The following is a 13,778-nucleotide window of genomic DNA, read 5'->3' as shown; positions in this document are numbered from 1 at the left end:
TAGCTTAAATTAATTCGTCTGAAGCCTTCAATTTTTCAGTGTTTTCCACCAACATTAACTCATCAATAATTCTCTGTATATCTCCATTGATAATATTCTGAAGATCGTATAGGGTAAGTCCTATCCTGTGATCGGTAACTCTACCTTGAGGGTAGTTGTAAGTTCTAATTTTTGCACTTCTATCCCCAGAGCTAACCATCGATCCGCGTTTTTCGGCATCCTCCGCTTGGCGTTTTTCCAACTCAAGATCATACAATCTAGATCGCAAAACCCTGAAGGCTTTTTCTTTGTTTTTGTGTTGTGATTTTTGATCCTGACATTGAGCAACGAGTCCCGTTGGAATATGGGTTAAACGAACGGCCGAATAGGTCGTATTTACGGACTGACCACCAGGTCCTGAAGAACAGAAAAAGTCGATTCTAACATCTTTAGGATCTATTTCAACATCAAATTCTTCTGCTTCCGGAAAAACCATTACTGTTGCAGCACTGGTATGCACGCGTCCCTGAGTCTCAGTCTGAGGCACACGTTGAACGCGATGAACTCCAGCTTCAAATTTCAAGGTTCCATATACATCCTCACCGGTAACTTCAAATTGAATTTCTTTATACCCTCCATTTGTTCCTTCATTAAAATCAACGACGTCAACTTTCCATCCTTTACTTTCGCAATATTTAGAATACATCCTGAATAAATCTCCCGCAAAAATACTCGCTTCATCACCACCAGTCCCTGCCCTTAGTTCCATTACGGCATTCTTTGAATCTTCTGGATCTTTAGGAATTAGCATATAACGAATTTTCTCTTCAAGTACTGGTAATTGCTCCTTAGCCTCATCATATTGCATTTTTGCCATTTCCAGCATTTCCTCATCCGAACCGTCTGCAATAATTTCTTCGGCTTCAGAAATACGATCTAACAAACGCTTATAATCTTCGCGTTTATCGACTAACTTCTTTAAGTCTTTATATTCCTTATTAAGAGCAATATATCGCTTCTGATCTGATATAATATCTGGCTGAATAATTAAATCGCTAACCTCATCAAAGCGCTGCTTTATAACATTTAATTTCTCTAACATTGGGGGTTAAAATTTGCGGGTCAAAAATACGACAATTTATCAATCCTTGTTAATAGCAAAAGACGTAATTGGAGACAGATTTATAAAATATCAATCCGTCCTCAACGTTAAAAAGTAATGATAAATAAAATCGCCTTAATATTTCAATTTTACCGGCCGCTCTGTTTTTGGTCCATGGGAGCAAATATTGTTCTAACCGTATTGAGTCCAAAGTTAGGCTATATCTTAATCATAAAAATTATGCTCGCTTTTTTTGCCTTTCACTTTATGCAAATTACTGGTCAGCAAAGAAGGATTAATTTTTTTAAAAGCCTTGGATTTACGACAATTTCCTTGTTTGCCCTTGCGATTCTCATGGATTTGGCGATAACATGTTGCTATCTGCTTTTAATTCATGAGTTCATCTAATCGGTTAAAGTTGAACAATTACGCCTATGCCTAATTGTTGTTTCCATTGTATTTTAGGACCTTCTATTACAGTTTCTCCTGCGTCGTTTTGTGAAGTTACCTTTATGTCGTCATCATAAATAAGGTGTGAGCCTAATTTCGCTAATACATATTGATTCACTTTCAGATTAAAATTCAATTCCCAATCAACGTCTATATTTCCGAAATTATTTATGTAATCTGAATATAAGCTAATACGGTTTGTTAATCCAATGTTTTCAAATATGGTTGTATTATACTCATTTGTAATTAGTATACCCAGCTCAGTCCTCATCAATTTCCCTTTGCTGATAATATTTCCTTCCTCATCGTAAACAGCAGGGGTAACACCAAATGCACCCTGATTGGCTAGACCCTGGTTTAATACCCAAGTGGACTTAAAAGTGAAAGGTGAGGCATATAAATTAAAATGCTGGATATTTGCGCCATACTCAGCCCCCACCCCTAAAAAGAAATAGGCTGGAGCCATTATAGTGGATATAATTTGGTCTGTATTTGGATATTTATAACCGTTAGTGAATTGAGTTCTGAAATTGAATTTACCCGAATAGTACCAGTTCGATATAGAATCTGTTCGGTATCCTAAAGTAGAATTAAATTCTAATTTATCATCAGTCTTGCGAATTCCGTTCCCACTTTGTTGGTTTATACCATAGCGCATCAATAATTCATTTTTCCAACGGATGAAACCCTTTTCAAATATTCTTGAAAAGTCTCCAGACATTACAGCAGAAATAGAATTTGCACCACCAGCATTCCAGTTTACGAATGCCACTTCACTGAGATCTAACCCTATAACATTTTTTTCAGTCCAGAAGGTCTTGCGGTAATATTTATACGGCAAATTATTTAGAGAAGTTTGAGAATTTAAAGTGCGAAACTTAACCTTACTTGGCTGAACAATATTTACGGGTTGAACAATTGGCCTATTCTGACCATAAGAAATAAAACAAAACCCAAGAACAAGTAGGAGAATGGATGCTTTATGAATTTTCGACATCGAGAGAACGTTTAGTTTAATAAATAAAACTGCCAAATTCTGATTTTAGTGTCAACATCTTATCTTTTGAAGATTCCACCCTTCCAATAACCTGAGCGTCAACATTAAAGGATTTTGAAATTGATATTATGTCTTCAGCAACACTCGGGCTAACATATAATTCCATGCGGTGACCACAATTAAACACTTGGTACATCTCCTTCCAGTCAGTTCCGGACTCTTCCTGAATTAATTTAAATAGTGGTGGTACCGGAAACATATTATCCTTAACAATATGCAAGGAATCTATGAAATGCAATATCTTGGTTTGTGCCCCTCCACTACAATGAACCATTCCATGTATTTCGGAAGAATTATATTTTTTTAAAATCGATTTTATTATTGGAGCATAGGTCCTGGTCGGTGACAAAACAAGTTTCCCAGCATCCAAGGGAGAATCTGTTACGGGATCCGTTAAAACCTTAGAACCAGAATAAACCAAATCTTGCGGCACGGAAGAATCGAAACTTTCAGGATATTTTGTAGCTAAATATTTAGAAAACACATCATGCCGTGCTGATGTTAAGCCATTGCTCCCCATTCCACCATTATATTCTTTTTCATAGGTAGATTTACCATATGAAGCAAGACCTACAATAACGTCCCCTTCTATAATATTGGCATTATCAATTACATCTTTTCTCTTCATTCGGGCGGTAACAGTTGAATCAACGATAATGGTTCTGACCAAATCTCCAACATCGGCTGTTTCGCCTCCAGTGGAGTGGATAACAACCCCAAAAGAATTTAATTCTTTAATAAGCTCCTCGGTACCATTAATAATTGCTGATATAACTTCTCCTGGAACCAAATTTTTATTCCTGCCAATCGTAGAAGAAAGCATAATATTGGACGTCGCTCCCACGCATAATAAGTCATCAACATTCATTATTAAGGCATCCTGGGCGATTCCCTTCCATACCGAAAGATCACCAGTTTCCTTCCAATACATATATGCGAGAGAACTTTTGGTACCTGCCCCATCTGCATGCATAACCAGGCAATGATCTTCACTACCTGTAAGATAGTCGGGAACAATTTTGCAAAATGCCTTGGGAAACAACCCTTTATCAATGTTCTTTATTGCTTTGTGCACATCTTCCTTAGATGCTGATACACCTCTTCCTGAATAACGATTGCTAAAATTATTTGACATTTCCCCGATTTGAAATGCAAAAATACATATTGTATTCAGTTATTAAAATGGTTAGATAATGTATTATGGAATAAAAAAAGACTGGCGCTTATAAAAGCACCAGTCTAATGATAAAACGTCAGTCAATTAAATAATTAACTAAAGTTCTATCGGATAATGAGATCTTTGTGTTTAGGTTTCTTTTAAGTCATTTAAATTTTCCTTTATAAGAGCCTCCATATGACATTAATCCTCATCTTTTTACGGATTTGGTTTGTATAACACAACGACCTCAAGTAATTGATTAATAGCAATTTAAATTTAACAAAATTAGTTCGATTTAAATGTACTTTACAAGTTAAATTATTGACTTCATAATCATTTTTCGCCTACCCAAAGATTAATACGACGAACTACACAGAATGCCATACTGCCAGTACGTATAGTTACTTAGTCTATCTGGTAAATAGCAATTCTCTGTATTTTGTTAGAGGCCAAAGTTCATCATCCACGAGTAACTCCAACTTGTCACAATGATACCTGATTTCATCGAAAAGAGGTTTAACTTTAGTGCAATAGGCCACCGCTTTTTTCTCTGCATCATCTATATTATTAGCAATTTTTCTTTCGTTTATCATCTCGGTTACCTTAGAATTGATCTGGGAAATTTGTTCCGAAATATCTTTTATAATATTCAATTGTTCCTCAGCATAATTATGAAAGGACTGACCGAATATTTCCTTCAATCCCTGGACGTTTTCAATAAGCGTATTTTGATATTTTACCGCAGTCGGAACAATATGGTTCCTTGCGATATCACCTAAAGTTCGTCCCTCTATTTGTACTTTTTTGGTGTATTCTTCCAATTCTATCTCGTAACGCGCCTCAGATTCCTTAAAGTTCATCACACCCAAATCATCAAACAACTTTAAAGCCGATTTACTAATTTTTGCCTTTAAAGCTTGTGGAGTGGTTTTGTTATTTGACAGTTTTCGCTTTTTGGCCTCCTTCTCCCACTCCGCACTATATCCATTCCCTTCAAATAAAATATTCTTTGATTCCTTTATATATTCCCTTATAACATTAAAAATGGCATCATCTTTTTTCATGTCTTTTTTATCAATTAAATGATCCACCTCTTTTTTAAAGTCCATTAATTGCTTGGCCACAATTGTATTGAGAATAGTCATGGGATTCGCACAATTTGCACTTGAACCCACAGCTCTGAATTCAAATTTATTACCAGTGAAGGCAAATGGAGAAGTTCGGTTTCTGTCCGTATTATCTAATAAAATTTCAGGAATCTTACCGACAACATTTAATTTGAGTTCAGTTTTTTCCTCTGGGGATAATTTACCATCGGTAACTTGCTCCAATTCTCCCAATACATCTGTTAACTGGGCCCCAATAAATATAGAAATAATTGCAGGCGGTGCTTCATTAGCCCCCAGCCTATGATCATTGCTCGCAGAAGCAACTGCAGCTCTCAACAATTCTTCATACTGGTGAACCGCTTTAATGGTATTTATGAAAAATGTTAGGAATTGCAAGTTACGCATCGGGGTTTTTCCTGGGCTCAAGAGATTAACACCAGTATCAGTTGACAGACTCCAATTATTATGTTTACCAGACCCATTTACACCGGCAAAAGGCTTTTCATGAAATAAAACCCTAAAATGATGTCGCTCCGCAATCTTATGCATAATATCCATCAACAAGGAATTATGGTCTACCGCTAAATTCGCCTCAGCATAAATAGGCGCAAGTTCAAATTGGTTCGGCGCCACTTCATTATGTCTTGTTTTAACTGGAATACCCAGAAGCAAACACTCATGTTCAAGGTCACGCATGAAAGCCAGGGCGCGATTAGGAATCGATCCAAAGTAATGATCGTCTAATTGCTGGCCTTTAGCGGGTGCATGCCCCAGAAGGGTTCGGCCAGTCATTACAATATCGGGTCTTGAGGTAACAAGTGCACTATCAACCAAAAAATATTCTTGTTCCCAGCCAAGCGAAGCATTTACTTTTTTTACGTTCTTATCAAAATAACGGCAAACATCAACAGCTGCTTGATCAACAGCCTGAAGAGCCCTGAGCAATGGAGTTTTATAATCTAATGCCTCACCTGTATAAGCCACAAAAACGGTAGGAATACAAAGCGTTGTACCAAAAACAAAGGCAGGCGAGGTTGGATCCCATGCAGTATATCCACGTGCCTCAAACGTATTTCTAATGCCACCATGTGGAAAACTAGAGGCATCTGGTTCTTGCTGCACTAATTGACTGCCTTCAAATTTTTCAATTGCTAAACCTTCACCAATGGGTTCAAAAAATGCATCATGCTTTTCTGCCGTTCCTCCAGTTAGAGGCTGAAACCAGTGCGTGTAATGAGTGGCCCCTTTAGAAATTGCCCATTCCTTCATACCTGTAGCAATATGATCGGCGGACATTCTATCAATTTTAGTTCCTTTTTCATTGGCACTTTTAATGCTTGCGTAGGCCTCCTTGCTTAGATATTGACGCATAGATAATTCATTAAAAACATTGGAACCAAAAATTAGTGATTTCCTATCCTTCTCATCAATCTCAACCGATTTGCGATTAGTACTTTCCTTAATCGCGTAAAATCTCAATGTAGACATCTTAAAAAATTTAGGGGTAAAGTTAAGATAAATTGCATTTTTTTTATTGAAACCTAATCAAAATTAGGGTATACATAATAATGTATTGTATTTAAAAGAAACCACCCCCTATCTTAAGTAGGTGTGAGATAAAATTTTTAATATTGTGACGATTTTTAAATAATAAATTATCTCATGAGCAAATCAAAACTGGAGTACATTTGGCTAGATGGTTATGAGCCAACTGCTAACCTAAGAAGTAAAACGAAGATTGAAGAAAATTTCAGTGGCAAATTAGAGGATTGTCCAATGTGGGCCTTTGATGGCTCATCAACTAAACAAGCAGAAGGTGGGTCTTCTGACTGTTTGTTAAAGCCAGTGGCAATTTTCCCGGACCCTGCTAGAAAAGATGCGTATTTAGTTATGACTGAAGTTCTTAGCCCAGACGGAACACCACATCCATCGAATGCAAGAGCCCTAATTGATGATGAAGATGATGATTTCTGGTTTGGTTTCGAGCAGGAATATTTCATTATGGACACACACACTCAATTACCATTAGGTTTCCCGGTTGGTGGTTATCCAGGACCTCAAGGTCTATACTATTGCTCCGTAGGTGGTAAAAACACACATGGTAGAGATATTGTTGAAGAGCATGCAGACTTATGCATTGAAGCAGGCATCAACTTCGAAGGTATTAACCAAGAAGTTGCATGTGGACAGTGGGAATTTCAAATTTTCGCCAAAGGTGCAAAAACTGCTGGGGACCACGTTTGGGTTGCTCGCTATTTATTAGATAGACTTACTGAAAAATACGGATATTACATTGAATATCACCCTAAACCAATTAAGGGAGACTGGAATGGTTCAGGTATGCACGCAAACTTTTCAAACACCACTTTAAGAACTGCTGGTTCTAAGGATGTTTATATGAAGATTTGTGAAGCTTTTAGACCTGTTACCAAAGAACATATTGAGGTTTATGGCGAGTTCAACGACCAACGTTTAACCGGTAAACACGAAACTGCTTCTATCAACGATTTCAGTTATGGAATTTCAGATAGGGGTGCTTCTATTAGAATACCAATTATGACGGTTGAAAAAGGATGGAAAGGATGGTTAGAAGATCGTCGTCCAGCATCTAATGGTGATCCATATAAAATTGCCGGGCGTATAGTTAAGACTGTGAAATCAGCACAGCTGAATTAATAGTTATTTTAAGTTGAAATGAAATACCCTCGACTTCGGTTGGGGGTATTTTTTTATTTAAATGCCAAGTAAAGGAAAAATATATAGCCACCTAAAATTATAAAACCCTTATACCTGCTAATCTCATATCGTACCGGAATTAACGACAGGGGCACAAGCGCAATAGCGAAACCAATCATCCAGATAATATCAGTTTCTAAAATTTGAGGTGTTTCAGGATTTACATGAATTGGCTTTATAATGCTTGTAATACCCAGAACTGAAGCGAGATTAAAAATATTGCTTCCTATTAAATTACCCAACGATATAGCCTTTTCACGTCTTAGTGCCGCAATTACAGAAGCAGCTAACTCTGGCACACTGGTACCTATTGCAATTACACTTACCGAAATAGCGAATTCACTAACACCTAAATAAGCAGCCAAAGTCCTAGATCCAGAAACCAGCCATTCTGAACCATAATATAGAGCAGCAGCCCCTATGAGCAACCAAATTGCTATTTTGAAATTTGAAGTTTCCGCCAAGGCCTCATCCACTTCTTCAATATTAATTTTTGTCCTTTTTCGGGAACCTCTAATTAGGATAAAAAGAAAAATAACCAATAAGGTTACAAGCAAAACTCCCTCGATAGCTTCAAGAGAATTACCTGAGGTTAATAGCCAATACACCAAGACAGACATAAATACCATCATGGGCCAATTATACTTATAGAAATCCCTATTCACTATTAAGGGAGAAATAATGGAGGTAATGGCCAATACCAACCCTATATTGGCAATATTTGAGCCGATGACATTTCCTAGCGCAATATCGGTTGACCCCTCAAGGGCAGCCGTTAAACTAACCCATAACTCGGGAGCTGAAGTGGCGAATGAAACAACAGTCATCCCTATCACCAATTTTGAAATTTTTAATTTAAACGAAAGGGCAACGGAGGAACGCACCAAATATTCACCACCAACAACCAGCAATGTTAATCCGAGAAAGATGAGAACTAAACTCATAAAAAATTTTTGCGAATATACTATATATCCAATTTAATCAAAGGATGCGAGGTGATTCTCAACAAGAACAAATTAATTTTAAAATTTAGTTAAACCGTTTACAACGATTGTCATAACAGCTCTAATTTTGAAATTAAATTTAAGCATCATGAAAACCAGAATGATTTTAAAAATTTCAGCTACAATTATTTCACTACTTTTTATCGGTTTGGTTTCGCATGATTTATTTGGAAAAAATCATACTGACCGAACAGAAAACCAACAGTTACGTCCTTCTGTCAATTTTTCAAATTCTTTAAATCCCCAGGAGGCGGATGTGATAATAACAATTGACAAAAACACTACGGATTCTGAATTTGAGGATATCAAAGAAATGCTGTCCGAGAATGGCATCAATGGTTCTTTTGAATCCATAGAACGAAATGATTTAGGAGAAATCACGGCTATTAGAATTGAAATGGTTTCAGATAATGGTCAATCATCTAATATCCAATTATCTTCTAATATGCCAATCGATACAATTAGTTTTGGCAGAAAGGGAGGTCAGATATTTGTAGAACAAAATGGAGCCAGTTTTGGTAATCTGGGATTATTGAGTAATCCTAATTTCTTTTCATTTGGATCACCAACAGACTCAATTTTTAGACAGCAGCTACAAAACTTAAATGGGTTTAATTTTGATGACTTTTTTAAAGATACAGATAAATTTATGTTCCAATTCGGAGATTCCACCAACATTGGAGATTTAATGAAACAAATGGAGTCTCAGTTCAATTCTATTAATTCAAAAAGATTTAATTATTCAATACAAAACGATCCTCGAGCAAGTGAGTATTTTGTAATTATTGATGGGCAAGAATCTAGTTACAACAATGCTCTAAAACTAGAAGAGCAAGGGCAAATTGAACAAATGGAAGTTTTGTCTCCCGAAAGAGGAAAATTGTTCTATGGCGAAAAGGCAAAATACGGCGCCATAATAATTTCCACAAAGTGATTTAAAACGACTAAAAATAATAACCCGCTGCATGGCGGGTATTTTTTTAACTAAATTTTTCGTTAAATAACTATACTTATAGTTGTATAACTATTTTTTTAGTTATATGTTTGAAACATCAATTGAAATACTTCTGCAAAAAGAGAACTTTAGATAGATGAAAAAATTAACTAACAAAGAAGAGGAGATAATGCATGTGCTTTGGAAATTAAAAAAAGCCTTCGTACGAGATGTTATGGAGGAGATGAAGGAAAGCACACCTCATTACAATACATTATCAACCATAATAAGAAATCTTGAAGAAAAGGGATACGTTTCTCACAACGCATATGGAAAGACTCACCAATACTACCCTATTGTAAGCAAAGAGTCTTATAAAAAAGGGTTTATGTCTTCCGCCATAGAGAACTATTTTAATAATAGCTATAAAAACGTAGTATCATTTTTTGCTAACGAAGAAAAAATTAGCGCGGATGAACTTCGGGAAATTATTGATCTAATAGAAAAAAAAGACAACGACAATGTATCTTCTTAAAGTCTCCATAATCCTAGGCATAGTTTACACGATATATTTCCTATTATTGAAGAAAACCAATTTAGCTGAATACCATCGTTGGTATTTTCTTGTAGGTATCCTATTTGCAATAATCCTCCCTACAATTACCATTGAACATACAGAAATTCGAGAAATACCCATAGTCGCTCAAACGATGATAAGTGAAGCAGAAGCCTCACAACCTTTCTACCAAAAAAGTACTGATGACACCTTTTCTTGGCTGGATTTGGCACCAATCTTATACTGGAGTGTAGTTGGATTTCTATTGCTTAGGTTTATAGTTAATTTAATCTCTGTAACTAGGCACCTGAAACAAACTTACCCTGATATTTTCGACGGATTAACTTATCATAGATCTAATGAGAAAATAATGCCCTTTTCATTCTTTACATATATTGTTTGTAATCCTTCTTTATTTTCAAATGAGGAACTAAAGTTAATATTCAAACATGAAAATGTACATGTATTGGGCCGGCATACATGGGACTTAATAATCGCTGAATTATTTGCAATTTTTTTGTGGTTTAATCCAATTGCTTGGCTACTTAAAAAAAGTATAGGAGAAAATCTTGAATTTATTGCTGATGCATCTGCAACAACGTATTCAAATTCAAAAATAAATTATCAAAAATTACTTTTAAAAACCACACTGGGTAATCAATCCCCAGTGCTTTCATCAACTTTTTTCAATTCAATAATCAAAAAACGAATAGTTATGTTACAACAACCTAAATCATCTAAAGCGCATTTATTGAAGTATGTTTTACTTATACCAATGTTTGCTATTTTTATTTTCACTTTTAATGCCACAACGGTTTACATAGATAAACCTATTGAAACTTTACCACAACAAAGTCCCCAAGATCAAAATGTGTTGCGTTTCACGGTTTCTAAAACGACTACAGAAAAACAAATGGCTACAATTTCAGAACTTCTTAAAAAGGAAGGGGCGACAATAACTTTTAAAGGAATAGAAAGAGATCGGAATGGGTATATAACCAGTATCGAAATAACCTACAAATCAAACACTTCCTCTGGAAACTTCAATCAAAATAATGATCAGCCCATTAAAGACATTATTATAGAAATGGATAGAGAAACAAAAGGGATTTCCTTCAAGTCTTCTAAGCATAGCATGTCCCAGACATTTGAAGTGGAGAAAGGAAAACCCCTTAGCAAAATTAAGGCGGATACTCTGGTTTTCATATCCAAGGATTCAAGTGATGTTCGGGTAATTGGTTCTGATAATGGGTCTAATGTTTATGTGTATAGAACTAACAGCCCACATGCATACAGCATTGTACAAAACGATTCTACGGAAAAAATAATGGTCTGGAATTCAGATAAAATATCGTCCACAGAAGAAGGTGTAAAATTCAATTTTGTAGCCACTGGGGATTCTAAATTCGTTTGGCGTCAAGATAGTACTCATACCGTTAAGGGTGATAAGGTGATTATTTACAATGGAACAAAAGCCAATTCTTCAAAGTCACCTAAGGCTATTAAATTAGAAGGCACCTCCGGTGATAAATTTTTCATGGTAAAAGATTCCGATGACAATACCCAAACAGTGAAAGGATATAGGATTCGAAAACCAAACGACGGTGTCTTTTTTATCCGTGATGGCAAAGGACTGAACACTTTCAAAATTGACAAAAACACCAAAAAAAGTGAATTGGATGAACTAAGTAAAAATTTAGATGAGGAAGGCCTAAAAGTTAAGTTCTCAAAGGTTAGAAGAAACTCAGACGGTGAAATAACACAATTAAAAATAAATCTGGAGAATGAGGAAGGCAATAAAGCATCCGCAATAAATAAAGGAAAAGATGGGATTCCATCGATTTATTTTGGACAAAATGGAGATGGCTTATTTATAAAATCAAATTGAAAGGTTTTAGGTCCTTTCCAACTGAAAAACGAAAATTTCTGTCATTCCGACTGGAATTTCCCCTAGAAAAATTACAATTTATTACATTTAATTGAATCATCAATTACTAAATTAAATTAAACTGTTTATTTATTGTTTCAATTTAAAATAGTTTAATCAATAGTAGTTATAATCTTATAGGCTATTTCATCCTTTTTCCATGGTTTTGTTGGTCAATTCTCTTAGGGATTATATTTTCGAAGTTCAATTCATCAATTAATCAATTTAAACCTAAGAACCATGATTACCATTATTATTGTACTCCTAGAATATCTAAACAACATGTTATAGATTTAAAAAGATCGCAGATACCTAACCGTTTGCGATTTTTTTTGTTTTTGTGATATCTTTATGGGAAACCAACCGCAATGAATAAAAAAGAATGGTTCAAGTTATTGGCAAAACTCAATAAAAAGATATTGCCTAGTTACACAAAAAAAGGACTAGATATTTCCAAGGCATCTAAACTTCAATTAGCCATTATTGCTTGGCGAAGCTATGTAACCCAAAGGGCGTTGGATTAAGATTTAATAATAAAAAAAGGGCGTCTAAGACGCCCTTTTCAATTTAATACAAGTTTATTCACTTTGTATTAACTTTCCACTTTTCTTTTTCCCATTTATATTTAAAACATAGAAAAGCATACGAGTTTGGCGCTCTTTCAATTTCACTTCTAAACTATTTGTACCCTTTACAAATTTACCTGAGTGAACTGATTGAATTTTTTGCCCTAAGATATTTACAAGGTCTAAAGTACCTTCGCCAGCTTCTGGGATATCAATAAGAAATTTCACACTATCCTCAAATGGATTTGGAAATGCCTTAACAAGGATATCTCCCTCAGCTTTTAATGTAGAATTTGTTTGAACAGGATCGACCAATGAAGCTGAAGCTTGCACTGATAAATCTTGATCACAAGTATTAATATTACCACTTTCGTCTATCGCAGTCCATGTCCGAGTGGTTCCATTATCACGATAGAAAAGTGTGATATTTTCAGTTGCAGAGCAATTATCTGAAGCGGTTACGTCTCCTATACCATCACAACCTGTAAAGGTTGGTGCAGTTCGATCTCTAACTATTATATTTTGTGTACAAGTAACAAAATTTCCACAAGCATCCTCAGCTCTCCAAGTTCTAACAATTATTTGTTGACATCCATTTGGTGTGGATTTGTCACTGTAAGTAATTACAGGATCACTACAAGTGTCTGTGGCAGTCATTTGTCCAGTATTAGCTGGATCCTCAGATTCATCACATTCAATAACAATATCCAATGGGCAATAAGTGATTACAGGGTCTGTTATATCCCTAACCGTGATGGTCTGGGTCACCTGGGAACTCTTGTTGCCGCAGTCGTCAACAGCCTCCCATGTCTTGGTCCTGACGTAGGTGCCGGTGCATGAGCCAGGGGTCGTGACATCGGATATCTCGTTCACGGTCGCTGTCGAGCACTCGTCGCTCGCGGTAGGCGCTGTGAACACAGGCTCCGACGGACAGTCGATCGTCGCATCCGCACCAGGGCTGGTCGTCCAGGTCGGAGAGGTGATGTCCCTAACCGTGATGGTCTGGGTCACTGGGAACTCTTGTTGCCGCAGTCGTCAACAGCCTCCCATGTCTTGGTCCTGACGTAGGTGCCGGTGCATGAGCCAGGGGTCGTGACATCGGATATCTCGTTCACGGTCGCTGTCGAGCACTCGTCGCTCGCGGTAGGCGCTGTGAACACAGGCTCCGACGGACAGTCGATCGTCGCATCCGCACCAGG

General features: G+C 36.4%; 11 protein-coding genes. 5 read left to right on the top strand and 6 right to left on the bottom strand.

What is annotated here, in order from left to right:
• Positions 1 to 4: 4 nt before the first annotated feature.
• The 4 genes from prfA to ISU00_RS11775 form a co-directional block, all read right to left on the bottom strand.
• Positions 5 to 1,081 (bottom strand): peptide chain release factor 1, encoded by a 1,077-nt coding sequence (prfA, locus tag ISU00_RS11790; RefSeq protein ID WP_228850861.1) that lies wholly within the window; start codon positions 1,079 to 1,081, stop codon positions 5 to 7.
• Positions 1,082 to 1,493: 412 nt separating this feature from the next.
• Positions 1,494 to 2,528, bottom strand: a complete 1,035-nt coding sequence (locus ISU00_RS11785) for a DUF3078 domain-containing protein (protein ID WP_228850860.1) — start codon at positions 2,526 to 2,528, stop codon at positions 1,494 to 1,496.
• A gap of 16 nt (positions 2,529 to 2,544) precedes the next feature.
• Positions 2,545 to 3,723, bottom strand: a complete 1,179-nt coding sequence (locus ISU00_RS11780) for an AIR synthase related protein (RefSeq protein WP_228850859.1) — start codon at positions 3,721 to 3,723, stop codon at positions 2,545 to 2,547.
• Between the two features lie 434 nt (positions 3,724 to 4,157).
• Positions 4,158 to 6,344 (bottom strand): glutamine synthetase III family protein, encoded by a 2,187-nt coding sequence (locus ISU00_RS11775; RefSeq protein ID WP_228850858.1) that lies wholly within the window; start codon positions 6,342 to 6,344, stop codon positions 4,158 to 4,160.
• Between the two features lie 174 nt (positions 6,345 to 6,518).
• Between ISU00_RS11775 and ISU00_RS11770 the strand changes: the two genes are divergently transcribed.
• A complete protein-coding gene (locus ISU00_RS11770) occupies positions 6,519 to 7,532 on the top strand; it encodes a glutamine synthetase beta-grasp domain-containing protein (RefSeq protein WP_228850857.1) in 1,014 nt (337 codons plus the stop codon).
• Positions 7,533 to 7,585: 53 nt separating this feature from the next.
• On the opposite strand, the gene ISU00_RS11765 is transcribed toward ISU00_RS11770, so the two are convergent.
• Entirely contained in the window at positions 7,586 to 8,536 is a 951-nt protein-coding gene (locus ISU00_RS11765; RefSeq protein ID WP_228850856.1) for a calcium/sodium antiporter, read from the bottom strand.
• A gap of 148 nt (positions 8,537 to 8,684) precedes the next feature.
• Here ISU00_RS11765 and ISU00_RS11760 point away from each other — a divergent pair, with 148 nt between their 5' ends.
• The 4 genes from ISU00_RS11760 (at position 8,685) to ISU00_RS11745 (ending at position 12,537) form a co-directional block, all read left to right on the top strand.
• Entirely contained in the window at positions 8,685 to 9,530 is an 846-nt protein-coding gene (locus tag ISU00_RS11760; protein WP_228850855.1) for a hypothetical protein, read from the top strand.
• Between the two features lie 157 nt (positions 9,531 to 9,687).
• A complete protein-coding gene (locus tag ISU00_RS11755) occupies positions 9,688 to 10,065 on the top strand; it encodes a BlaI/MecI/CopY family transcriptional regulator (protein WP_228850854.1) in 378 nt (125 codons plus the stop codon).
• A gap of 46 nt (positions 10,066 to 10,111) precedes the next feature.
• The gene (locus tag ISU00_RS11750) at positions 10,112 to 11,974 is read left to right on the top strand and encodes a M56 family metallopeptidase (protein WP_228850853.1); all 1,863 of its coding nucleotides are present in this window, start codon (positions 10,112 to 10,114) and stop codon (positions 11,972 to 11,974) included.
• Between the two features lie 407 nt (positions 11,975 to 12,381).
• A complete protein-coding gene (locus ISU00_RS11745) occupies positions 12,382 to 12,537 on the top strand; it encodes an SsrA-binding protein (RefSeq protein ID WP_228850852.1) in 156 nt (51 codons plus the stop codon).
• 54 nt (positions 12,538 to 12,591) lie between these two features.
• Here the strand turns inward: ISU00_RS11745 and ISU00_RS11740 are convergent, their stop codons facing one another.
• Complete coding sequence (locus ISU00_RS11740; RefSeq protein ID WP_228850851.1) at positions 12,592 to 13,590, bottom strand: T9SS type A sorting domain-containing protein; 999 nt, start codon at positions 13,588 to 13,590, stop codon at positions 12,592 to 12,594.
• Between the last annotated feature and the right edge of the window lie 188 nt (positions 13,591 to 13,778).

It is taken from the genome of Aegicerativicinus sediminis (genome assembly GCF_015476115.1).
Lineage (GTDB): Bacteria > Bacteroidota > Bacteroidia > Flavobacteriales > Flavobacteriaceae > Aegicerativicinus > Aegicerativicinus sediminis.
The sequence above is the reverse complement of the archived record's forward strand: the minus strand, read 5'-3'. Positions and strand labels throughout refer to the sequence as shown.

Coding starts and splice junctions, on each gene's coding strand:
- prfA (WP_228850861.1), bottom strand. CDS start 1,081: ATGTTAGAGAAATTAAATGTTATAAAGCAGCGCTTTGATGAGGTTAGC.
- ISU00_RS11785 (WP_228850860.1), bottom strand. CDS start 2,528: ATGTCGAAAATTCATAAAGCATCCATTCTCCTACTTGTTCTTGGGTTT.
- ISU00_RS11780 (WP_228850859.1), bottom strand. CDS start 3,723: ATGTCAAATAATTTTAGCAATCGTTATTCAGGAAGAGGTGTATCAGCA.
- ISU00_RS11775 (WP_228850858.1), bottom strand. CDS start 6,344: ATGTCTACATTGAGATTTTACGCGATTAAGGAAAGTACTAATCGCAAA.
- ISU00_RS11770 (WP_228850857.1), top strand. CDS start 6,519: ATGAGCAAATCAAAACTGGAGTACATTTGGCTAGATGGTTATGAGCCA.
- ISU00_RS11765 (WP_228850856.1), bottom strand. CDS start 8,536: ATGAGTTTAGTTCTCATCTTTCTCGGATTAACATTGCTGGTTGTTGGT.
- ISU00_RS11760 (WP_228850855.1), top strand. CDS start 8,685: ATGAAAACCAGAATGATTTTAAAAATTTCAGCTACAATTATTTCACTA.
- ISU00_RS11755 (WP_228850854.1), top strand. CDS start 9,688: ATGAAAAAATTAACTAACAAAGAAGAGGAGATAATGCATGTGCTTTGG.
- ISU00_RS11745 (WP_228850852.1), top strand. CDS start 12,382: ATGAATAAAAAAGAATGGTTCAAGTTATTGGCAAAACTCAATAAAAAG.